Source organism: Nonomuraea sp. NPDC050643 (assembly GCF_040654715.1).
Taxonomy (GTDB): domain Bacteria; phylum Actinomycetota; class Actinomycetes; order Streptosporangiales; family Streptosporangiaceae; genus Nonomuraea.
On sequence record NZ_JBFAIM010000096.1, the window covers coordinates 20859 to 41345 of the forward strand.

The window sequence follows — 20487 nt, forward strand, 5'->3', positions numbered from 1 at the left end:
GTCAAGGGGTACCGGGGTTAGGTATCGAGGGGATGGACGGATCCGGTGGAAAAAGGGCGTTGGTCAGCCGTGTTCGGCGTGCTGTCCGTGGTCGGTGACCTGGGCGTCGAACCAGGCGTGCAGGGCCTTGAGGAGGGACGCCTCGGTGGTGGTGTAGGTGATCTGGGCGCCGGCGGGCAGGTCGGCGTAGCGGATGTCGACGCGGCCGTGGCCCGCCTCGAGCTCGCGCAGGCCCGGCATCTCACCGCCGTGGATGGAGGCGGGGTCGCCGTAGTCGCCCTTGGCGAACCCCGCGGCCTCGGCGGTCAGGTGCTCGCGGATCAGCTTGACCTGCTCGGCGTCGGCGGGGTCGTCGGAGGTGACGGTCTGCAGGCCGCCGGTGGCGGACTTGGCGAAGCGGTGTGTGGTGCGCTCCAGGTCGAACGGCATCACCTGCCGGCTCCTGGCCGCGATGTCGGCCTGTCGGGCGGCCAGCGCCCGCTGCTCGCCTTGGTCGATGAGCACGTACGCCGTCGCGGCGACGACGACGAGCGTCAGTGCCGCGATCAGCGCCTGGACGCGTCGATCCTCAAGTTTCATCCATGGCCTCCGTGAGTATGGTCAGGGCGCGCAGCACGTCGGCGCGTTCGCCCTCGGGGACACGCGTCAAAATGGCGGAGAACCGCTCGGCCCTGGCCTCGGCCAGGCGGGCCGCGGCCCGCACCCCCTGCGAGGTCAGCCCGACCAGCACCCCGCGCCCGTCGCCGGGCGCGGGGGTGCGCTCGGCCCAGCCGCGGTTGATGAGCTGCGTGACCAGCCGGCTGGTGGTGCTCTTCTCCAGCCGGAGCCGGTGGGCCAGGTCGCTCTGCCGCAACGCGCCGTCCCGGGCCAGCTCGCCCAGCGCGTGGGCCTCCGACACCGGGATGGGCTGCCCGCAGGGGGTCTGGTCCGGCTGGTGCAGGCCGAAGGCCCGCACGAAGCGCGACACGGCCTCCTGGAGTTCGCGATCATCCGCCATGGTTCGACCATACAACCATCTAGTTGTAAGGCACAACCAAATCGGCGCAGCATCCTTCGACCAGAAATGAACACTTGCTCATACTGTATGAACGCATGCTCATTCTTGGCAATCAGGTAGATTTGCTGCTCATGTCACCGCGCGGCATTGCGATCCCGGACGTACGGCAGCAGCTCTTCGACGCGGCCGAACGCGTGCTGCTGCAGAAGGGCCCCGCCGGCCTGACCGGACGTGCCGTCACCAAGGAGGCCGGCTGCGCCACCGGCCTGCTCTACAACCACTTCGCCGACCTCGACACCTTCCTGGCGGCACTCTTCCTCGACCGCGCCGCGCGGGCGGGGGCGAGAATGGCCCACCTGACCACGCGGGCGGGCATGGGCGACGTGGTCGACAACCTCATGGACGCCATCGAGACGCTGTCCACCGGCAACCTTCTCGCCCTCGCCGGGCTGGTCATGGCCAGGCCGTCCATCCTCGGCCACCTGGGCGAGGCGTTCGCCGACGGCACCCTCGAACTGGACGCGAGCGAGCGCGCCTTCACCGCCTATCTGCGGGCGGAGCAGGAGCACGGCCGCATCCTGGCCGACGCCGACGTCGACGCCTACGCCCTCGCCCTGGTCGGGGCGGCGCACCAGGTCCTGCTCACCCACGGCCCGCACGCTTCGTACCTGCACGATCGCATGCGCAGGACGGCGACGGCGCTGATCTCGGCGATCACCCCGCGGGCCTGAAGAAGCGCCCGGCAAGCCTCATATGCCACCAGCTTGACCGTTGCCGGAGATAGGCAGAGGAATCGGCCGGGCACGTCCTGCTGCGGTGCCCAGACTCGATCGCTGGGCGCGCCCCAAGGGGAGCAGCGACTCAACAAGGAGCGGTCGTGCAGGCTGAAGACCTCACCGGTTACTACACCTACAGAAGTTTCCTCAACCACCCGGCACCGGTCGACGACTTCAACAAGCTCCGGTTCGGGGAGGCCGAACTCTACCTCTCGGTTCAGCGCGACAGGTCGATCACCGGAACGCTGGCCTTTCCGGCCGCTCCCGGCGCGGATCGCAAGGACGTCATGAACATCACGGGAGAGATCCTCGACTGGTCGCCCGTACGGTTCAGGCTGTCGGGCAAGGGACATCCGAAGACCGCGATCGCGGACTTCCACTACGAGTACGAGGGCACGCTCTCGCCCACCTGGGAAACGGGCGTCGAACAGCGCCTCTCCCTCACCGGCACGGTTCTGCGCGCCAAGGATCACGGAAGCGGCGCCAGCCTGGCCAGAGCGGGTGTCACGGCCAGCTTCGTGGCGGTCAAACGCGATTTCCCCGCTCCGCGCGACGTGCCGGGGCTCGCGCTGCTGCCGGAGGCGGTCTCGATGCTGGCCACCCGCGCCCACCGGCTGCGGCACACCACCTGGCATCTGCTCCGGTCGGTCTGGCGGCGTCCGCTCACCGACGTCGACCGCAAGGAGATCGCCGAGTTGGGCTGGGCGATCGACCGTCCGCCCTCCAACGACAAGGGCCTCGATCTGACCAACGGCGCCGGTGAGGACTTCCTGTTCATGCACCGGCGGATGATCCGCATGGTGAACGAGATCTACGAGCGGTCGGGCGTCCCCGTCATCGCCGGCTGGAGCCCCGTCCCCGGCGCCGACCTGCCGCAGTACGCGTACGCGGAGAGGGACGACCCCGCCCACCCTGGCGAGAAGACCATGCGGTACGACGTCAGTCGCTCCGGTTTCATGGTCCCACCGGCCGACGCGGACCTGCTGGCCACGTTCCCGGCGGGGAGCCGATCGACGATGAGGTTGCTGAAGTCCCCGGACTATCTCAACTTCACGATGAAGGCGCTGGAACGTACGTACACCTCGCCGACGGAGCTGTCCCGGCTGTCCCTGGGGGCCCTCGGCAACCTCCTGGAGTTCACCATCCACAATCAGATGCACATGCGCTGGGCGTCCATTCCACGGGACGCGCAGGGCAAGGTCGCGCTGCGCGGCGACTTCGACTTCGCCGCGAAGTGGGACGATCCGGCGTACGACTATCTGGGGGACTTCTACTCCTCCCACGTCAACCCGCTCTTCTGGCGCCTGCACGGCTGGGTGGACCAGCGCATCGAGGACTGGTTCGCCGCCCACGAGGCCGTGGCCCCGGGCGAGATCGAGCGCGCCGAGCACAAGGGGGTGCCGTGGTTCAAACCGAGCAAGTGGGTCGCCGTGGCCGAGCCCTTCGACTGGCCGGAGGGCGGGCATCATCACCACGATGAGCACGATCACGGGGACGAGCACGCCATCGACGTCATGCTGAAGGTCCTCAAGATCGTGCAGCGGGCGCAGGAGCCGGCGGCGCCGGGACCGGCGTCGGAGGACCGTGACCGGCTGATGCGGCAGCCTCCGCTCAACGTCATGAGCTTCCTGCGGTGGATCGACCTGCCGGGCGAATGAACGCGGCGCCACTCCGGCAGCCGTCGAGGTCGCCTTGAGAGCGCAGGACGTCGTGCCGGGTGATCGTGGCGGTCCGGCGAGGAAGAGGCCATGGGCTCAAAGCCCATGGCCTCTTCCTCCTCGCCTGCCGGGTGCTACTTGAAGCGGCGTAGCCGCAGGCTGTTGCTCACCACGAACACGCTGGAGAACGCCATCGCCGCGCCCGCGATCATCGGGTTGAGCAGCCCCAGCGCGGCCAGCGGCAGCGCCGCCACGTTGTCGGCGAACGCCCAGAACAGGTTGCCCTTGATCGTGCCCAGCGTCCGGCGCGCCAGCCGGATGGCGTCGGCCGCCACCCGCAGATCACCGCGCACCAGGGTCAGGTCACTCGCCTCGATGGCGGCGTCGGTGCCCCGCGCTCGGCACTCGCGGTCGGCGCCGCCATGGCGGCATGGCCCTCGACCGGGGACGTCCCGACCGGCCCGACCAGCTTGCCCGCACCCAGAGCCCCGCCGAAGACCACCGCCAACCCCAAAACGTAGGAGCCGAGCTTGACCGCGGCGTTCACTGGTTCGCCACTTCGTAACCGGCCTCTTGCACCGCGGCGACGATCTTCGCCGGGTCGATGGGACCGGCACTGTCCACGGTCAGCAGCCCGGCCGCCAGATCCACCTCGACACCGGCCACGCCCGCGACCTCACCGACCTCTTCCTTGACCGAACTCACGCAGTGACCACAGGTCATGCCCTTGACGGTGTAGGTGGCGACGCTCATATCGATCTCTCCCTCAATCCGATCAGGAACGAACAAGCCGGGCGATGGCCTCGGAGGCCTCCTTGACCGTGGCCTCCGCCTCCGGCCCGCCCTTCCGGGTGGCCTCGGCCACACAGTGGGCCAGGTGCTCCTCGAGCAACGACAAGGAGAACGACTTCAGCGCACTGGTCGCCGCCGACACCTGAGTCAGGATGTCGATGCAGTACTTGTCGTCCTCGACCATCCGCTGCAGCCCCCGGACCTGCCCTTCCACGCGACGCAACCGCATCGCGTGGTCCTGCTTCGTACCGCTGTATCCGGCCATGCCCACCCCTCCTCAGGTCGCCGTCCGTGGTGATACCATACCCCCCTATAGTATCAATGACAACGACGGAGTGAGCACCAAGGTCACGTGCGATCCGTGGGCAGGCCGCCCTTCAGCGGCGGCCGGCCCGCTGGTCGCCGAGGTCGAGGGTGAACCCGTCGGCGGCGAGCTCGGACAGGAAGGCGACCGGGTCCACCAGCCGCTCGATGTGCCGGACGCCCGGCGCCAGCGCGGGCAGGTCGCGGACGAGCAGCGCGGCGGCCCGCCCGGTGGCGCGGCTCTGCAGCCTGCCGCTGAAGGACGCCCGGGCCGTACCCGAGCCGACCGTCACGGCGAACCCCTCGTTCCCGAGATGGATCTTCTCCAGCGCCGTGAGCAGCAGATCACGGACCCTGGGGCGGCGGAGCAGGCGAGCGACGGCGGGCCGGCCGGCCGCGGCCAGCAGGCCGGTGGTCAGCCGCGAGTCCAGGCACAGACCGGTGCGCGCGGAGGGCACGTCGAGGGTGCCGGGCAGCGTGTACTGGTCGGAGAACGGGAAGCGATGGACGGTACGCGTGCCGTGCGGCGCCGGGAAGCCCATCGTCCACGAGCCGTCGAGCGCGCCCAGCCCGTCCAGGGTCCAGGCGATCGCCGCGCGGCCGTGCCGCTCCCCTGCGCCGAGCAGCACGCCGATGCGCAGTTCGGTGGCCGGGGAGCGTTCGGCGCAGATCCTTGCCAGCAGGTTGGTGACGCCGGGGACGAGGCCGACGCTGAGGGCGGCGGTGGCGTCGTGAGCCCGGGCCAGGCCGTCGAGGCTCTGGATCTCGGCCAGCAGGTCGTGGGAGGCGGAGACGTCCACGTACCCGATGCCGCGTTCCAGGCAGGCGCGGGCGACCCGGGCGTTGTCGATCTCGGCGCACATGAGGACGGTGGTGACGCCGTCCAGGGCTCGGGCCAGATCGCCGGGGTCGGCGGCGTCGACGCGCATCGCGGTGGCACCGGGCACGGGCCGGGCCCGGCCGGGGTCGCGCCCGGCCACGATCACCTCGGTGCCGGCGTATCGCGTCAGGGCCATGGCGGCCTCGCGGCCGACCGCGCCGTATCCGCCGAGGACGAGAACGACGTTCATCACCGGCGCGCCCCTTGCTTCCGCCGGGCGGCCGGAGAGCACGCCGAGCCCTCAGCGCCACGCCCACCGGCGAGCACCGGACGGGCGGAACGCCGCGCCTTGACGGGAGCCGCTCCATGATCCATCTGAGCCTCCCAACCTGAACACCAATGTTCAAGTTAGCATGCTCCAGCGCTGCCGTTCTTCACCGGTACTGCACGTACAACGTGTAGGCCCCGCCCCACGGTTTGCACCAGAAACCGATCGCCCCGTCGTGGCGGACGTAATCTCTGCCGACGGCGGTGCAGTCGTCGAGATTCAGGAATGAGTCAATGGGGCCCCGCCAGTATTCCTGCGCCGACACCGGGTCCGACGAAATCGCGGCGGCCGGCAGTGACAGCGCAAGAGAAGCTCCGGCAGCCGCGACGACGACCTTCGCCATACGGGCCAGTTGCATGTCGCCTCCCCCTTACTTCAGGTATTCGAAATAATAGTGCTGCTCGTTCGGCGTGCAGTAGGTCACTATCCGGTAATAGCGCCTGAATTCGTTCTGCACGACCAGGCAGTCCTCCTTCCAGAGGAACCCGCCGACGAACACCAAGGTCTCGGCGTTCGCCGCCGTCATGCTTCCGGCGCCCAATGCCACGGCGATCGCGACGGCTCGGACGAGATTGCGCATGTCATCCTTCTTTCGAGCGGGACACTGCACGGAGATGGCGGCCCGGCGGCCGCCATCTCCGGCCCTGGCGGCGAGAACAGGTCAGGGACGGGAGAAGACGTGCTTGTTCCCGGCGTTGCCGCCGCACTGGTTGAGCGACCAGTCCCGCGGTCGCACGGCATCGGCGACGACCGTCATCTTGCCGGGGAACGAACGATTGACCTGGATCCGGACCGTGGAATTCGGCCCGAGATCCGTGCTGCCCCAATACACATATTGCCCGTTGGCCCCGACGTTGCCGTGATAGATGACAAAGGCGGTGCCGCTGAAGTTCTTGTACTCGACGTAGTTCACCCAGTTGTCGTTACCGTTGTGGCGGCCACTGAGGTTGACCCAGACGGTATTGTTCGGGCGAGGGTTGCACGTGTGATCGAAAATGCTGATACCGCCGCTGATCCCGAAGGTTCGCTCCAGTACATCGGCCTTCGCGGGCGTGGACCACAGTCCGAGCGAGACGGCCGCGACAAGCCCTCCGACGATTACCTGTTTTGCGCGCATTCTTATCGACCTCCTTATCCGGAGGATGACATCGTCGGCTTTCGTGCGCCTGTCGCGCCGCTGGCGCGGTATGAGCCGACTCGTCAAATTCCGGCCGAGGTCGGGTCAGGCGTCCTCGATGGTCGCGAGGTGGGCCGTGACGTCGTCGACCAAGCGGACCAGCAGGCGGCCGAGGTCTGCGCGGTCCTGCTCGGACCAGTGGGTGATGGCGCCGGTGAACCAGCCGACGAGCGTGCGCGCGTAACGGTCGACGGCCGTTCTGCCCTCGTCGGTGGGCTCGATGAAGCTGACGCGGCGGTCGTTCGGGTCGCCGGTGCGGCGCACCAGGCCGCGGCGCTCCAACTGCTGGACCTGCCGTGTGACGTGGGGCTGGACGAGCTGCATCGTCTCCGCGATCTCGCTGATCCGCAGCGGCTTGCCGGCCAGTCGTATCGAGAGCAGGACGGAGAAGGCCGGCCGATCCACCTCGACCCCGGCGTTCTTCATGGCGTGCTCGGGCAGGCGGCCGCGGCTGATGACGTTGCTGAGCTGCGCGAAGCGGGGCAGCACGGCCAGCGTCTGGTCGTCGTCCTCGCCGGCGGGGCTCTCGGGTCCGGTGTTCACCGCGTCTCCAGTTGCATACTTAAAACATGTATCTATATGGTGACCCTGTCGCCATGCTCCAAGGCCGCGCCATGCCTGCCATAAGGATACCTAAAGCATGCATCTATCGGCCGCTGTCGGCCTGAACAGGAAGGATTCCCGATGAACCGCAAGATCCTCATCTCTGGGGCCAGCATCGCCGGCCCGTCGCTCGCCTACTGGCTGGACCGCTACGGCTTCGAGGTCACCATCGTGGAGAAGGCCTCCTCCCTGCGCGGCGGCGGGTACGCCATCGACATCCGAGGCACCGCCCGCGGCGTCGTCGAACGCATGGGCCTGCTCCCCCATCTCCGGCGGCTCCACGTGGACACCCGCCAGATCACCTTCCTCGACGCCGACGGAACCGTCATCACCAGCCTGCGCCCGGAGTCCTTCACCGGCGGCGCCGAGGGCCTCGACCTCGAAGTGCGCAGGGGCGACCTGGCCGACCGCCTCTACGGCCTGGTCAAGGACAGGGTCGAGTTCGTGTTCGACGACTCCATCGCCACCCTCGACGACCGCGGCGATCACGTGGAGGTCGCCTTCGACAGCGGCACCCGGCGCACCTTCGACCTGGTGATCGGCGCCGACGGCCTGCACTCCAACACCCGCGCCCTGGCCTTCGGCCCGGAGGAGCGCTACCACCGCTACCTCGGCTTCTGCTTCGCCGGTTTCACCATGCCCAACGCCTTCGGCCTCGATCACGAAGGGATGCTGTGGAACGTTCCGGGCCGGGCCGCCGTCCTGTACGCGCACGATCCCGGCGAGCCGATGCACGGCTTCCTGACCTTCGCGCGGGACGAGCCGCCCTTCACGGCCTTCCGCACCCCGCAGGCGCAGCGCGACCTCGTGGCCTCGACCTTCCCCGACACGGTGTGGGAGATCCCCCGCATGGTGACCGCGATGCGCGCGGCCGAGGACGTGTTCTTCGACGTCGTCAGCCAGATCCACATGCCCGCCTGGTCCACCGGGCGCGTCGCCCTGGTCGGCGACGCCGCGTACGCGACGTCGTTCATGTCCGGCCAGGGGTCGAGCGTGTCGCTGGTGGGTGCGTACGTCCTGGCCGGCGAGCTGGCCACCCACGACGACCACGTCACGGCCTTCGCGGCGTACGAGAAGACGGTCCGGGACTTCGTGGAGCAGAACCAGGCCCTCGCCACGGAGGGCGGCGGCGTGATCGCACCGCGCACCCGGCAGCGCCTCGACGCGCGCAACGCGATGCTGCGCACCCAGACCGCGCTGCCGTCCGGCGGCGAGGGCCGCGCCGCCAACACCGCCCTGACCCTGCCCGACTACGGGCACGCGCTCGAAAGCTGACCCACGGCCCGCGGGTGAAGGTCAGGTGAGCGGCTCGCCGCCGTCGATGTGCAGGGGCTGGCCGGTGAGGAAGGTGCTGGTCATGGCGAACAGGACGCCGTCGGCGATGTCGGCGGTGGTGCCGATGCGCCGGGCGGGGTTGCGCGCACTGATGCCGGCGAAGTAGTCGGCCTTGCTCTGGCCGCCCAGGGCGTCCCAGGCGCCGGTGTCGATGACGCCGGGGGAGATGGCGTTGACCCTGATCGGCGCCAGTTCCAGGGCCAGCTAGCGGGCCAGGACCTCGGCGGCGGCGTTGGTGATGGCCACGGCCATGGTCCCGATCATGATCTTGGCCGCGGCGACGCCGGAGAAGATGGTGATCGAGCCGCCGTCGGCGATGCGGGGGGCGAGATGTTTGGCCAGTATGAGAGGGCCGATCACCTTGGTGTCGAACGACAGCCTGACCGCGTCCCGGTCCAGCTCGGCGAGGCGGCCGCGGGCCCGCGCGGAGGCGGTGGAGACCACGTGGTCGACCGTGCCGAGCCGCTTGCCGAGGACGGCGATGGAGGTCTCGTCGGTGAGGTCCACGGTGTCGGTGGCGATCCCGGGCTCGCCGTCGTAGGCGGAGGCCAGCGCCTCCTGGTCGCGCCCGGCGGCGATCACGTCCGCCCCCGCGTCACGTGCGGCGATCGCGACCGCGCGGGCGATCCCGCTGCCCCGGCCGACGACCAGCACGGCCCGGTCTTTCAGCGATCCGGTCACGGCAGTGTCCTTTCCAGGAAGTCGCGGATGTGGCCGGTGGCGTCGTCGAGCCGGCTTTCGAGCAGGAAGTGGCCGCCGTCGAGCAAGCGGATCTCGGCATCGGGCGCGTCCTCGGCGAAGGCGCGCGCGCCGTCGGGCCCGAAGATCTCGTCGTTACGGCCCCAGACGGCCAGCAGCGGGACGCGGCTGTCGCGCAGATAGGCGTGCAGCTTCGGGTAGAGCGGCAGGTTGCCGGCGTAGTCGGCCAGCAGCCGCAGTTGGATGATGTCGTTGCCGGGCCGCGACACCAGGGCGTGGTCGTGATGCCAGGTGTCGGGGCTGACGACGCTCTCGTCGGGCACGCCGTGCAGGTACTGCCAGCGGATGGCGTCCAGGGTCAGGGCCTGGCGGACCGCGGCCTCGGTCTGCGGGTTCTGCTCCTGCCAGTACTCGCGTACCGGCCGCCAGAACGCCTCCACGAAGCCGCTTTCGTAGCCGTTGCCGTTCTGGCTGATGATCGCCGTCACCGCGTCGGGGTCGGCCAGGGCGAGCCGCCAGCCCACGGGCGCGCCGTAGTCCTGGACGTACATCGCGTAACGGGTGACTCCGAGCCGGTCGAGCAGCGCCCTCGTCAGGCCGGCCAGGGCGTCGAAGGTGTATCCGAACTCATCGGCGGGCGGCGCGCTGGACAGCCCGAAGCCGAGGTGGTCAGGGGCGATCACACGATAGCGGTCGGCCAGCAGCGGGATCAGGTCGCGGAACATGAACGAGCTGGTGGGGAAGCCGTGGAGCAGCACCACGGCCGGCCCGTCGGCCGGGCCCGCCTCCCGGTAGAAGAGCTGCTGCCCGTGGACGGTGGCGTAGCGGTGGTGGACGGTGGTCATCGCGCATCCCTTCAGAGCCTGACGCTTCTAACTACGTTGAAGCTTTTATCTGGTTAGTAGCAGTCCACCACGACAGGCTGTAACCTGTCAACCGAGTCAATATGGTTAGGGGCTGGGATGGCGGACACCGCACCGGACGAGGAACTGCTGCTGGCGATCCTCAACAGCACGCCGGTCGTCGACGGCGCGGCGGTCGACGAGCTCGCCGACATCGCCAAGGCCCGAGCCTGGCTCGCCGGCGTCGGCGGCCTGGGGACCGAGGCCGAACTGGAGCACGTCGTGGCGGTCCGGCAGGCGCTGCAGGCGGTCGTACGCGGCGAATCTCCCCCGGACGTGCTGACCCCCGCGCTGCGGGACGTGACCCGGGCGCCGGTCGTGGCGGGCGGCCAGATCGCCTGGACTCTCAGGGTTCCCCCGGAGCGCGAACTCGCCGTACGCGCCGTGCTCGCCTGGGACGCGCTCGCCAGGAAACGGCCCGGGCGGCTCCGCCCGTGCGCGAACGAGGAATGCCGCCTGTTCCTCATCGACCACAGCAAGGCCAATGCCGCCCGGTGGTGCTCGATGGCCGTCTGCGGCAACAGGATGAAGGCCCGCCGGCACTACCAACGGCTCCGCGGCACACCGGACTAGGCCCCGACGCCCGTGGGCGGCAACGCGGCGGCCGGCCCGGGCTCCTGGGCGATTTCGCGTGCATAGGCTGCCCTCGTACCCGCCGGACCTGGGCCATCCCGATGATCGACCATGTTCACGACCATGTTTGACGTGGACGTGACCCCCGCGAAATGCCTGTCAGGACGCCGGCGCCGGACCGGTGCCGCTTCCGGGATCGCGCACGGAACGTGCCCAGGGGCTCATCGCCGTTCGAGGGTCGCCAGGTAGTGGGCGGTCGAGCCGTGGAAGTAGGTGACGTCGGCGAGCTCCCAGCCGGTTCCGCCGGCGAGGCCGGCGAGTTCGCGGGGGGCCAGGTTGAGGTAGTGGAACCAGGGGGTCGCGACGTCGCCGTACCGGACCCGCATGGTGCGTTGCCCGGCTATGCGGCCCGCCTGGAGGTTGCCCGCGTTGTAGGGCAGGTGCAGGGGGTCGGTCGAGTCGGACAGGTTCCGGCCCTGGCCGACGACGATGGCGCCGGGCGCCGCCATCGCGGCCAGCGCCCGCAGGAACGCCGGAGCCCTCTCCCGGCTTTCCAGCAGGCCGAGGTTGGCGCCCAGGAGCAGGAAACTGTCGTACCGCTCCCCGGTCCTGGCGTGCTCCTCGACCGTGCCGAGGGCCACGGACCGTACCCCCTGCCGTCGGCACACCTCGAGCGCGCCCGGTGAGATGTCGAGGGCCGTGACGTCATGGCCGCGCCGGAGCAACTCGCGCGCGGCCCGTCCGCCGCCGGCGCCGATGTCCAGCACCCTGCCCTTGAGCAGGTTCAGCGCGCGGCGTTCATCGTCCGGCCATCGGTCGGCCGGGGCGATCCACGGCGCGACGGCCACGGTCGTCACCAGCCCGTCGCTGCGCTCCGCGACGTGGGAGACGGCGGTCGCGGACGGGTCCGCCGCCGCCTGGTAAGCGTCACGTAGCATGTCGCCGATGGCGTCGCCGATGCGGGGGCCGAACGATCGCGTCCGGTCTTCCTGGTGGCGCTCTCCGGCGTCGCCGAACGTACAGGTCGAGGGCATGTTCATCGTGTCCGCTCTGCTACGGGGCCGCGGGCTCGGGGCGGGTGAGCGGCCGGAAGGTGACGTGAGCGGGACCAGGACCGCCGGCGGGCGGATCAGCCGGAGCAACTCCGGCGACCGGTTGCCATCACGCTAGAAGTCGCGGCCACAGAGCCGCTACAGAGACGCCACAGAAACCCCATAGGGGAACGGCGGTGCGACCTGCGTCAGTCGAGGATGTGCAGATCGTTGACCGTGTAGGCCAGGGAGGCGCGGAACCCCATACCGGTGCGGGCCGGAGCGAGTGCCGCGAGTTCCTCGCCGTGGGCGTGAAAGAAGGACAGCTCCCCCTCCCCGACCCAGGCGTTCTCGATGCGCAGATCGTCGAAGACCGCCATCACCAGTTCGTGTACGGCGGGTTTGTCGTGCTGGCCGGCGCTGAGGCGGGGGAAATGGCGCAGGTTGACGGTGGGCCGGGTCAGCAGTGCCGCCCCCTCGGGCACGGGCAGGTCAAGGGTGACCAGGGCCTCGGCGATGCGCTGCCCGGCGGCCGAGGCGGTGGCGGCGAACCTGCCGCCCGGCCCGACCTGCGGCGTGGCCGGGCTCTGCGCGGCGAAGGCCCTGGTCTGGTGTACGGCTCCGAGCTTCTTGGGGAAGCCCTGGATCCAACCGCGGGCCAGGGCGGCGTCGTTGTCGACGTAGATGTAGGGGCACCAGGCGACGGGCGTGTCCTGCCACAGGGCGTCGATGAGCACCATGAATTCGCGGTACTGGCTGCGTACCGGGTCGAGGTGGCTCTGGCCGGCGGAGGAGAACTGCCAGTCGATGAACATGGCGATGCCGCGGCCGGGCGTGGACGGGTCCGGATCCAGGCCCGGGGGCAGGGTGGCGGCCGCGGCTTCGGGGGTGGTCCAGAACTCCACCCCGATCACGTCGCCCGCATAGTGCCACGGGGGTGCCGAAACCAGGTTGGCCTCACCGCGCGGGGACAGGGGAAGGGTGAAGCCGTACAGCATGGAACGCCTCCGAACAGGATGGTGGTTTCGCTTCTCCGGGCCTTGGCCGCCTCGACGTGCAGGCTCGACCCGCGAGTCGCTCTGCTTAACAATGGGCCCTGACGCCATAAATGCACCATGAGGTCACTACAGGCAGGAGCGTGACTTGAGCGATGTGACCTTCACGATCCTCGGCCCGGTGGAAGCACGCTGGTCAGATGGTCGGGAAGTCTCATTGAGCGGGAAGCAGCGCACCGTGCTGGCCAGCCTGCTGCTCCACGTCAACACGCGGGTCTCCAGGCAACGGCTGGTGGAGGCGTTGTGGGAGACTCCGCCCGCCTCGGCCGTCCCCAACCTGCAGGGCTACGTCGCCCAGTTACGCCGAGCGCTCCCGCCCACGACCCGTCTGCTCACCAGAGGCACGGGCTACCTCCTGGAGGCGGGCCCCGAGGAGGTGGACCTGCTCGCCTTCGAACAGGCGCTGCACCTGGCGCAGGCCGACCACGAGACCGGCGATGTCCAGGGCGCCGTCCAGCGGTACGAGAAGGCACTCTCGCTCTGGCGCGGGACGCTGGCGGAAGGCACCGAACTCGCCGGCCCGGCGCTCGCCCGCGCGGTCCAGGTGGAAGAGCGGCGTACGGCCGTCCGGCTGAAGTGGGCCGAGGCGAAGCTCAGCCTGGGCCGGCCCGCCGACGTGATCGAGGCCCTGCGCGCCTTCGTGGCCGAGCACCCCCTGAGCGAACCCGCGTGGCACGTGCTCATGCTCGCCCTCGCCCAGACCGGACAGCGCGACGCGGCCCTGGATGCCTACCGGCATGCCCGCACGGCGCTCGTCGACCAGCTCGGCATCGAGCCCGGCAGGCTGCTCCAGCGTCTCCAGGCCGACATTCTGGCCGACAGCGTGACCGGCAGGTCTGCCGGAACCTGGCAGCGTACCTGCCAGCTTCCCTCGGACATAGCGGACTTCGTTGGACGAGCCGACGAGCTCGGTCACGTGACCACGGCTCTGACCTCCGCGGCCGATCGCGCCGCGCCGGCCGTGGTCGTCCTGACCGGACCTCCTGGGGTGGGCAAGAGCACCCTGGCCGTGCACGCCGCCCACCGGCTTCGCGACGCCTTCTCCGACGGCCAGCTCTACCTGAGCCTCAAGTCGGGCGTCACCGCGCGCGAGCCCGCCGCCCTCCTCGCCGAAGCGCTACGCTCGCTGCAGCGGCCGGGGCCGGACATTCCCGACTCCGTCGAGGGCAGAGCGGCGCTGTACCGGTCGCTGCTGGCGGATCGGGCCGTGCTCGTCGTCCTCGATGACGCCGAGCACGAGAGCCAGGTGCAGTGCCTGCTGCCGGGCACCCCGCACAGCGCCGTGCTGGTGACCAGCCGCGGCCCGCTCGCCACGCTGGCGGGTGCCGCCCGCGTCCCGCTCGACGTGCCGTCCGAGGCCACGGGGCGATCGCTGCTGGAGCGGATCGCCGGAGAGGGCCGGGTACGGGCCGACCCCGATGCCGCGCGAGCGATCGTGCTGGCTTGTGGGCGGCTGCCGTTGGCCATCAGGGTGGCCGGGGCCAGGCTCGCCACAAGGCCGGCGTGGCCGCTGCGGGAGCTGGCCACACGATTGGCCGACGGGCGTCCCCTGGATGAGCTGGCCCTGGGCGAGCTGGACATCCGCAAGACGTTCGCGGTGAGTTACCGGCTGCTGCCCGAGCTGCCGCGCCGCGTCTTCCGGCTGATCGGCCTGGCCGGGATCGACAGCGTCACGGAGTGGATCGTGGCGACGCTGCTGGGCGGCTCCGTACGAGAGGTGGACGCGGCGCTGGAAGCGCTCGTCGCCGCCGGGCTGCTGAGCGCCGGCGAAGTCGATCAGAGCGGGCAGTCCCGTTACCGCCTGCACGACCTCCTGCGGACGTTCGCGTACGAGCGGGCGCAGGCCGAGGACTCACCAGAGCGACGCGACATGGCGATGCGCCGGCTCGTCGAGGAGTCCTTGGCGAGAATACGTGTCGCGGGCCTGGAGTACTCACCACCGCTGGTCCCCGTGATGACACCAGCCGGCTCCGCCGGACGCCCCCGAGACGGAGCCGCGTGGTTGGCGGCCGAACGGGAGACCCTGATGACGGCCGCGCGGGCCGCCGCCCCCGAGTCCGCGGCGGAGTTCGCCCTGCGCCTCACGCCGTTCCTCGTCATGAACGGCCTGCAGACCGACGCGATCCGCCTCCTGCGCGATGCCGCGCAGCGGGCGCCCGACCAGGACACAACGGTGCTCGCGCACCTGGCCCTGGCCGACATCGAGCTGGACCGGGGGAACCTGCGGACGGCGCGGGACATGTTCCGGTCCGTGTTCGACCGGTTCGACCAGAAGGACGACTCTCATGCCGCCGCCTACGCGCTCACCGGCATGGTCGCCTGTGACCTTATGGACAAGGAGCCCGAGCAGCGGACACCGGCCGGAATCCGGGAGGCCGTCTCCCGGTTCAGGTCCGCTGACGGCATCGTCGACCTGCTGGACGACCTGATGGCCGTTTGCGGGGCTCAGCCGCTCGACCATCAGGAGGTCATCCGCATCTTCCGGCAGGTGCTGCTGCTCGCCGGCGAGCAGCCGTTCAGTGAATCCGTCATGGGCTTCCTGCGCTCCCTCATCACGGCGATCGTGTGCTTTCGCAAGGACGACCTGCAAGGTGCCGTCGATCGCTACGAGGAGAGCCTCCGCATCATCCGCGACCTGGGCTGGGGCCCGGGTGAGCGCTATGTGCTGCGGCGGCTGAGCCAGGTCTACCGTGGCGTCGGACGGCACGCCGACGCGGTGACCGCGCTCCACCGGCTGTCGCTCATGTCGGCCAAGGTGAGCGACACCTACAGTGAGGCGCTGTCGGCCTATTTCCTGGGTGAGATAAGCCTCGAACATGGGGAACGGCAGGCCGCGGCGGACTACTTCCGGCGCTGCCACGACCTCATGGACGAACACGGCCACTCCACGTGGAGCGCCCGCGCGCTTCAGATGATCGACGTCGTCCGCACCGAGGCGGGCGGCTGAACGTCGTCAGGCGGGGGGTGAGGACGGTCTTCAGGTCGCCGGGACCGTCCCACCTCGGTCCCGGCCCAGAGCGGGCAGGTTCCGGAAGGATCAGTAGCCCGCCGGCGCCGGCCAGTGGCGCTCGATCCCGATCTCGTCGGACTCGCAGGAGCCCTGCTCAGACCGCCGCGGGAGCGCCCACCAAGGTGCTCAACGCCGGCCTGGCCGGCATCGACCACGTCTGGACGGAGAACGTCCACGCCGCCGGCGGCTGGGACCTCATCGACGGGTTCGCCTTCCACCCGGGCAGGGGCAACTTCACGCCGGACTACGCGCCGCCGCCCGAGGAATGGACGCAAGGCGACAACGGCTCCTACGGGAACTTCCTGGGCGGCCTGCGCAAGGCCCGCGAGATGATCGCGGAGTACGGGCACAAGGAGCTGTGGCCGACCGAGGCCTACGCCTGCACGAAGCCGAACATCTGGTGGCACGACACCTACCGGCGGGCCGCCGAGAACGTCCTGCTCACCCTGGCGCTGGCCAAGGCCGAGGGGGTGCGCTGCGTGAACTGGTACCAACTGCACGACAGCGTCCTCGGCAAGCCGCAGATGGCCGACCCGGCCGACCCCGACCTGAAAGGGCTGCTGTTCAGCACGCCGGAAGGGCCCGTCTCGATCCTGTGGAGCAGGAAGGACGGCTACCTGCTCGACACCGACCACGCGCCGGGCTCCACCTGGTTCGCCGCGCCGGAACCGTGGGTGGACGGCTGGCCGACCAAGACGGAGCTGAAGCTGGCCGCCGCCGGAAGTTCGGTGAGGGAGCTCGACCGCCTCGGCGTGGAGCGGCGGCTCACCGCCCGTGACGGCAAGGTCAAGGTCCGGCTGGACGGCGCCCCGCGCGTCTACTACGGCCTGACGGCCGCCCCTGACCGGCCGCCCTGAGGCGGCACGATCTCAGGCTTGGGCGGTGGCCGGTTTCGAGGTGGGGGTGAGGTCGGTGAACAGGCGTTCCTCGGCGACGTCGAGGGCGCTGCGTACGGCTCCGATCGCGGACGAGTGGTCGCCCATGACCGAGCAGACGACCGCCGGCGGGAAGGCCGTCTCGCGTTCGACGCGGACGCGTACGGGCTCGCGGATGGCCTCGCCGGCGGCGGAGAGGCCGCCCCCGATGATCACCAGCTCGGGGTCGATCGTCACCATGACCGGCGCCAGGCCCTGCACGAGCAGGTCGGCGAACCCGTCGATGCCCGCCTGGGCGGCCGCGTCGCCCGCCTTGGCCGCGTCGAAGATGGCCTGGATCGCGTCGCCCTGGTCCTCGCTGCGCCCGGCCAGGGCCCTGGGCGCCAGCTCCAGCAGCCGTTCGTAGGCGTGCGCCCACGGCAGGCCGCGCCAGAGGCCGATCTCGGCCGCGGCGCCGTGCCCGCCGGCGTGCGGCCTGCCCGCGACCAGCAGGCCGGTGCCCATGCGGCGGCCGACGTGGACGTACACCACGTCGGAGGCGTCGCGGGCCACGCCCTTCCAGTGCTCGGCCAGCGCGGCCATCCGCATGTCGTTGAAGACCTGGGTCGGGATGCCGAACCGGTCGTGAACCTGCTTGCCCAGGTCGACGCCTTCCCAGTCGGGGATGGCCGGGGCGTGCGCGACCTTGCCGTCGGGGCCGACGACGCCGGGCGTGGCGATCGCCGCGCACGAGATGCCGGCGGCGGACAGTCCTGCCGCGTTCAGGGCCGCGGTGATCGCCTGGTTCATGATCGCCAGGCGCCTGGCTCGGGAGGAGGCCGGGCGGAGGGTCTCCCGGTGTTCGGCGACGATCTCCCCGGACAGGTCGCTGACGAGCACCAGCACCTTGTGGCCGCCGATGTCGACGCCGAGCACGTGGCCGGCGCCCGGCCGGAACTCGAAGCGCTGCGCCGGGCGCCCCACCCGGTCCTTCTTGTCGACCGTCTGGTCGGAGCTGCGGATCCAGCCCGCGTCGAGAAGGTCGGTGATCGCCTGGCTCGCGGTCGGGCGGGAGATCCTGGCCGCGGCCGCGATGGCGGTGATCGTGTGGCTGCCGCCGTCGTACAGCACGCGGAGCACGGACCGCAGGTTGAGCGTGCGGACCACGGAGGTGTCGCCGCTGAGCTGCGCCGTCGACCGAGCCGTGAACGAGGTCATCCGTTTCGCTTTCTGCTTCGTTACCTACAGCTTGAACGCCGGACACCGATCTGACGATGGCCTGGGAGCGGCCCGCCGCGACGAACCGGCAGGCGAGCAGCGTAGCCGCGGCCGGCGGGCGCCGAGGCGATATCGATCATGCCGGTCACGGCGCGCCGCCCGGAAGCGCCGACAGCTCGACGAGCATCGCGGTCTCGGGGCGCAGGGCGGGCAGCCGTACGCCGACCGCGCCGAGCGTCGCGCCGCTGAACCGGGCCGGCGAGTCCAGCCAGCCGGGCCGGTGGCCGAGGTCGTCCCGGTTCGGGCCGATGAGCCGGACCGTGTAGAGGCGGGCCGGGTCGAGCCCGGGGAAGGTCATCCGACCCGCGGGTTCCTCGTCGGAGCGGCGCATCGCGGTCACCGAGTAGAGGGCCAGCTCCGGCGTCACCGCACCGGTCAGCCAGCGGCCCGTGCTCGGGTGCTCGTCGCGGACCAGCGTGCCGGAATGCAGCAGCTCCCGGTAGCGCTTGTAGATCGCGATCCACTCGGCGAGCTCGGCGGTCTCGGCCTCGTCGAGCCTGGCCAGGTCGAGTTCCAGGCCGAAGTGCGCGAACAGCGAGGTGATCGCCCGGAAGGCGAGGTCGTGCCGGCGGCCGGTGGTGTGCGAGACGGCGGAGGCGACGTGGCCGCCGATGAGTTCGAGGGGGATGAGCTGGCTGGTCCAGCGCTGGATGGTCTGGCGTTCGAGCGGGTCGATGCAGTCGGAGGCCCACACCCGGTCGGTGTGCTCCAGGACCCCCAGGTCGACGCGGGCGCCCCCGGAGGAGCACGACTCGATCTCCAGCCCGGGGAACGCGGCGCGCAGCTCGTCCATCAGCCGGTAGGCGGCCAGCGTCTGCCGGTGGACGCCGGGCGCCTCGATCAGGTCGCGGTTGTGGTCCCATTTGAGGTAGCCGACGCCGTACTCGGCGATGACCGCGGACATCCGCGTGAGCACGTGGTCGAACGCCGCCGGATTGGCCAGGTCGAGCACCTGCTGCCAGCGGGAGTCCGGCGGGAGCTGGGGCCGCGCCCGCATCATCCATTCCGGGTGCGCGACCGCGAGCTTCGAGCGTGGGCTGACCATTTCGGGCTCGAACCACAGCCCGAACGTCATGCCCAGCTTCTTGACCCGGTCGACCAGCGGATGGAGCCCGTCCGGCCAGCTCTGCTCGTCCACGTACCAGTCGCCCAGCCCTCGATCGGGCCCGTTCCTGTGGTGGAACCAGCCGTCGTCGAGCACGAACCGCTCCACGCCGATCGCGGCCCCCCGCTCGGCCAGCGTGAGGAGGGTGCCGAGGTCGTGGTCGAAGTACACGGCCTCCCAGACGTTGAGGTTCACCGGCCGGGCGGACCTGGGATGGTGCGGCCGCTCACGAAGGTGCCGGTGAAACCGGGAGGCCAGCTCGTCGAGCCCGTCCGCCCATCCGAAGAACAGCTCGGGCGGCTCGTGGCTCTCCCCCGGCCGCAACGTGATCTCCCCGGGCAGCAGCGATTCGCCGCCGCCCAGTGTCCTGAAGCCCTCCCCCGTACGCTCGGCCCAGGTGCGATGGTTGCCGCTCCAGGCCGTGTGCACCGCCCACACCTCCCCCGACCGGAACCCGAACCCCGGGACACCGGCCACCACCACGGTCGCCGCGTCCGCCCCGGTCCGGCCCCGCCGCCCTTCGCGCAGGTGCACACCCACGTTGAACGGCCCCCGCTGCGGCTGCCGCTCCCGCGACCAGCGCCCGGCCAGGTCCAGCAACTCCCCGGCCCGGTCGGGCACCGGCAACACGGCCGACACCGCGTCGACCCGATAGTCGTCGTCCCCGTCATTCCGTACGGCGGTGCGCAGCCGGACCAGCCCGCTGCCGGTCAGCTCGATGGTGAGCCGCAGCCCGAGCCGGGTGCTCGAATCGGTGGCCTCGACGGTGAGCCGCCGCCCTTCCTGAACGGCGGTGCTCACGGTGAAACGGGGAGCCCACGCGTCACCGCCCCGGGAGCCGGACAGCCCGGGGATGCCGAACCAGCCGGTGTGGCTCTCCGGCAGCACCGAGTGCGACACCGGGGCGTCGATGAGGTTGAGGGTGTGCGGCGGGACGGCGGCCTCGGCCATGGCGTCGAGTTCGGCCTGGCCGCAGGGGCCCGGGTCGGCGCCCCAGTGGACGACGGTGGGCAGCCCCGCGGACCGGAGGTCCAGGATCAAGGCGACGCCGGCGGATCGCAGTTGAACGACGCGCCGCCCGGCGTCGGAGGACTTCGTCATCCTGACCTTTCTCGCGATGTCATCGGATGTCTCAAAGAGAGATCATCGCCATGTGAGAAACCTACCCATCCCGGAGACCATCAGGTTGTC

Annotated in this window: 20 protein-coding genes and 2 pseudogenes; 6 read left to right on the plus strand and 16 right to left on the minus strand. The window is 70.4% G+C overall.

The annotated features are described in order from the left end of the window. Positions 1–63: 63 nt before the first annotated feature. Both AB0I15_RS61130 and AB0I15_RS61135 read right to left on the minus strand, forming a co-directional pair. A complete protein-coding gene (locus AB0I15_RS61130; protein ID WP_358118603.1) occupies positions 64–579 on the minus strand; it encodes a hypothetical protein in 516 nt (171 codons plus the stop codon). Beyond that, positions 569–997, minus strand: coding sequence for a MarR family winged helix-turn-helix transcriptional regulator (locus AB0I15_RS61135; RefSeq protein ID WP_358118605.1), 429 nt, complete (start codon positions 995–997; stop codon positions 569–571). Before AB0I15_RS61135 ends, AB0I15_RS61130 begins: the two co-directional genes overlap by 11 nt. A gap of 131 nt (positions 998–1128) precedes the next feature. Here AB0I15_RS61135 and AB0I15_RS61140 point away from each other — a divergent pair, with 131 nt between their 5' ends. Then, positions 1129–1728, plus strand: coding sequence for a TetR/AcrR family transcriptional regulator (locus tag AB0I15_RS61140; RefSeq protein WP_358118606.1), 600 nt, complete (start codon positions 1129–1131; stop codon positions 1726–1728). Positions 1729–1874: 146 nt separating this feature from the next. Further along, positions 1875–3431, plus strand: a complete 1557-nt coding sequence (locus AB0I15_RS61145) for a hypothetical protein (protein ID WP_358118608.1) — start codon at positions 1875–1877, stop codon at positions 3429–3431. 134 nt (positions 3432–3565) lie between these two features. Here AB0I15_RS61145 and AB0I15_RS61150 read toward each other — a convergent pair. From AB0I15_RS61150 to AB0I15_RS61185, 8 genes and pseudogenes are all read right to left on the minus strand, one after another. Continuing rightward, positions 3566–3823 (minus strand): annotated as a pseudogene (locus AB0I15_RS61150) (heavy metal translocating P-type ATPase); the annotation flags it as partial. Between the two features lie 151 nt (positions 3824–3974). After that, the gene (locus tag AB0I15_RS61155; RefSeq protein WP_358118609.1) at positions 3975–4184 is read right to left on the minus strand and encodes a cation transporter; all 210 of its coding nucleotides are present in this window, start codon (positions 4182–4184) and stop codon (positions 3975–3977) included. Between the two features lie 22 nt (positions 4185–4206). Next, a complete protein-coding gene (locus tag AB0I15_RS61160; protein ID WP_358118611.1) occupies positions 4207–4488 on the minus strand; it encodes a metal-sensitive transcriptional regulator in 282 nt (93 codons plus the stop codon). A 112-nt stretch (positions 4489–4600) separates the two neighbouring features. Next, positions 4601–5596 carry a saccharopine dehydrogenase NADP-binding domain-containing protein gene (locus AB0I15_RS61165; RefSeq protein WP_358118612.1) on the minus strand — a complete coding sequence of 332 codons (996 nt, stop codon included), beginning with the start codon at positions 5594–5596 and terminating at the stop codon, positions 4601–4603. Between the two features lie 184 nt (positions 5597–5780). Beyond that, positions 5781–6032, minus strand: coding sequence for a hypothetical protein (locus AB0I15_RS61170; RefSeq protein ID WP_358118613.1), 252 nt, complete (start codon positions 6030–6032; stop codon positions 5781–5783). 12 nt (positions 6033–6044) lie between these two features. After that, positions 6045–6254 carry a hypothetical protein gene (locus AB0I15_RS61175; protein WP_358118615.1) on the minus strand — a complete coding sequence of 70 codons (210 nt, stop codon included), beginning with the start codon at positions 6252–6254 and terminating at the stop codon, positions 6045–6047. Positions 6255–6335: 81 nt separating this feature from the next. Beyond that, positions 6336–6791, minus strand: coding sequence for a hypothetical protein (locus AB0I15_RS61180; RefSeq protein WP_358118617.1), 456 nt, complete (start codon positions 6789–6791; stop codon positions 6336–6338). Positions 6792–6896: 105 nt separating this feature from the next. After that, on the minus strand, positions 6897–7394 hold the full coding sequence (locus AB0I15_RS61185; RefSeq protein WP_358118619.1) for a MarR family transcriptional regulator: 498 nt from the start codon (positions 7392–7394) through the stop codon (positions 6897–6899). A gap of 141 nt (positions 7395–7535) precedes the next feature. Between AB0I15_RS61185 and AB0I15_RS61190 the strand changes: the two genes are divergently transcribed. Further along, positions 7536–8729, plus strand: coding sequence for a hypothetical protein (locus tag AB0I15_RS61190; RefSeq protein ID WP_358118620.1), 1194 nt, complete (start codon positions 7536–7538; stop codon positions 8727–8729). A 21-nt stretch (positions 8730–8750) separates the two neighbouring features. Here the strand turns inward: AB0I15_RS61190 and AB0I15_RS61195 are convergent. Both AB0I15_RS61195 and AB0I15_RS61200 read right to left on the minus strand, forming a co-directional pair. Next, positions 8751–9470 (minus strand): annotated as a pseudogene (locus AB0I15_RS61195) (SDR family oxidoreductase). Further along, on the minus strand, positions 9467–10333 hold the full coding sequence (locus tag AB0I15_RS61200) for an alpha/beta hydrolase (RefSeq protein ID WP_358118622.1): 867 nt from the start codon (positions 10331–10333) through the stop codon (positions 9467–9469). Before AB0I15_RS61200 ends, AB0I15_RS61195 begins: the two are co-directional and overlap by 4 nt. Positions 10334–10450: 117 nt before the next feature. Here AB0I15_RS61200 and AB0I15_RS61205 point away from each other — a divergent pair, with 117 nt between their 5' ends. Further along, positions 10451–10963: a CGNR zinc finger domain-containing protein gene (locus AB0I15_RS61205; RefSeq protein ID WP_358118624.1), complete on the plus strand. Its 513-nt coding sequence runs from the start codon at positions 10451–10453 to the stop codon at positions 10961–10963. Positions 10964–11184: 221 nt separating this feature from the next. Here the strand turns inward: AB0I15_RS61205 and AB0I15_RS61210 are convergent, their stop codons facing one another. Both AB0I15_RS61210 and AB0I15_RS61215 read right to left on the minus strand, forming a co-directional pair. Then, entirely contained in the window at positions 11185–12003 is an 819-nt protein-coding gene (locus AB0I15_RS61210) for a methyltransferase domain-containing protein (RefSeq protein ID WP_358118626.1), read from the minus strand. A 200-nt stretch (positions 12004–12203) separates the two neighbouring features. Next, positions 12204–12992, minus strand: coding sequence for an acetoacetate decarboxylase family protein (locus tag AB0I15_RS61215; protein ID WP_358118628.1), 789 nt, complete (start codon positions 12990–12992; stop codon positions 12204–12206). Positions 12993–13170: 178 nt separating this feature from the next. Here AB0I15_RS61215 and AB0I15_RS61220 point away from each other — a divergent pair, with 178 nt between their 5' ends. Then, positions 13171–15996, plus strand: a complete 2826-nt coding sequence (locus AB0I15_RS61220) for a BTAD domain-containing putative transcriptional regulator (protein WP_358118647.1) — start codon at positions 13171–13173, stop codon at positions 15994–15996. Between the two features lie 185 nt (positions 15997–16181). Further along, the gene (locus AB0I15_RS61225; RefSeq protein WP_358118629.1) at positions 16182–16916 is read left to right on the plus strand and encodes a hypothetical protein; all 735 of its coding nucleotides are present in this window, start codon (positions 16182–16184) and stop codon (positions 16914–16916) included. 12 nt (positions 16917–16928) lie between these two features. On the opposite strand, the gene AB0I15_RS61230 is transcribed toward AB0I15_RS61225, so the two are convergent. Both AB0I15_RS61230 and AB0I15_RS61235 read right to left on the minus strand, forming a co-directional pair. Further along, on the minus strand, positions 16929–18131 hold the full coding sequence (locus AB0I15_RS61230; RefSeq protein ID WP_358118631.1) for an ROK family transcriptional regulator: 1203 nt from the start codon (positions 18129–18131) through the stop codon (positions 16929–16931). 145 nt (positions 18132–18276) lie between these two features. After that, the gene (locus tag AB0I15_RS61235; protein ID WP_358118632.1) at positions 18277–20397 is read right to left on the minus strand and encodes an alpha-galactosidase; all 2121 of its coding nucleotides are present in this window, start codon (positions 20395–20397) and stop codon (positions 18277–18279) included. Positions 20398–20487 lie beyond the last annotated feature (90 nt).

Bases quoted from the DNA above. Each gene is read 5' to 3' on its own strand.
- AB0I15_RS61205 (WP_358118624.1), top strand. From the start codon at position 10,451: ATGGCGGACACCGCACCGGACGAGGAACTGCTGCTGGCGATCCTCAAC.
- AB0I15_RS61130 (WP_358118603.1), bottom strand. From the start codon at position 579: ATGAAACTTGAGGATCGACGCGTCCAGGCGCTGATCGCGGCACTGACG.
- AB0I15_RS61215 (WP_358118628.1), bottom strand. From the start codon at position 12,992: ATGCTGTACGGCTTCACCCTTCCCCTGTCCCCGCGCGGTGAGGCCAAC.
- AB0I15_RS61210 (WP_358118626.1), bottom strand. From the start codon at position 12,003: ATGAACATGCCCTCGACCTGTACGTTCGGCGACGCCGGAGAGCGCCAC.
- AB0I15_RS61140 (WP_358118606.1), top strand. From the start codon at position 1,129: ATGTCACCGCGCGGCATTGCGATCCCGGACGTACGGCAGCAGCTCTTC.
- AB0I15_RS61230 (WP_358118631.1), bottom strand. From the start codon at position 18,131: ATGACCTCGTTCACGGCTCGGTCGACGGCGCAGCTCAGCGGCGACACC.
- AB0I15_RS61135 (WP_358118605.1), bottom strand. From the start codon at position 997: ATGGCGGATGATCGCGAACTCCAGGAGGCCGTGTCGCGCTTCGTGCGG.
- AB0I15_RS61235 (WP_358118632.1), bottom strand. From the start codon at position 20,397: ATGACGAAGTCCTCCGACGCCGGGCGGCGCGTCGTTCAACTGCGATCC.
- AB0I15_RS61170 (WP_358118613.1), bottom strand. From the start codon at position 6,032: ATGCAACTGGCCCGTATGGCGAAGGTCGTCGTCGCGGCTGCCGGAGCT.
- AB0I15_RS61165 (WP_358118612.1), bottom strand. From the start codon at position 5,596: ATGAACGTCGTTCTCGTCCTCGGCGGATACGGCGCGGTCGGCCGCGAG.
- AB0I15_RS61175 (WP_358118615.1), bottom strand. From the start codon at position 6,254: ATGCGCAATCTCGTCCGAGCCGTCGCGATCGCCGTGGCATTGGGCGCC.
- AB0I15_RS61190 (WP_358118620.1), top strand. From the start codon at position 7,536: ATGAACCGCAAGATCCTCATCTCTGGGGCCAGCATCGCCGGCCCGTCG.
- AB0I15_RS61160 (WP_358118611.1), bottom strand. From the start codon at position 4,488: ATGGCCGGATACAGCGGTACGAAGCAGGACCACGCGATGCGGTTGCGT.
- AB0I15_RS61200 (WP_358118622.1), bottom strand. From the start codon at position 10,333: ATGACCACCGTCCACCACCGCTACGCCACCGTCCACGGGCAGCAGCTC.
- AB0I15_RS61180 (WP_358118617.1), bottom strand. From the start codon at position 6,791: ATGCGCGCAAAACAGGTAATCGTCGGAGGGCTTGTCGCGGCCGTCTCG.
- AB0I15_RS61155 (WP_358118609.1), bottom strand. From the start codon at position 4,184: ATGAGCGTCGCCACCTACACCGTCAAGGGCATGACCTGTGGTCACTGC.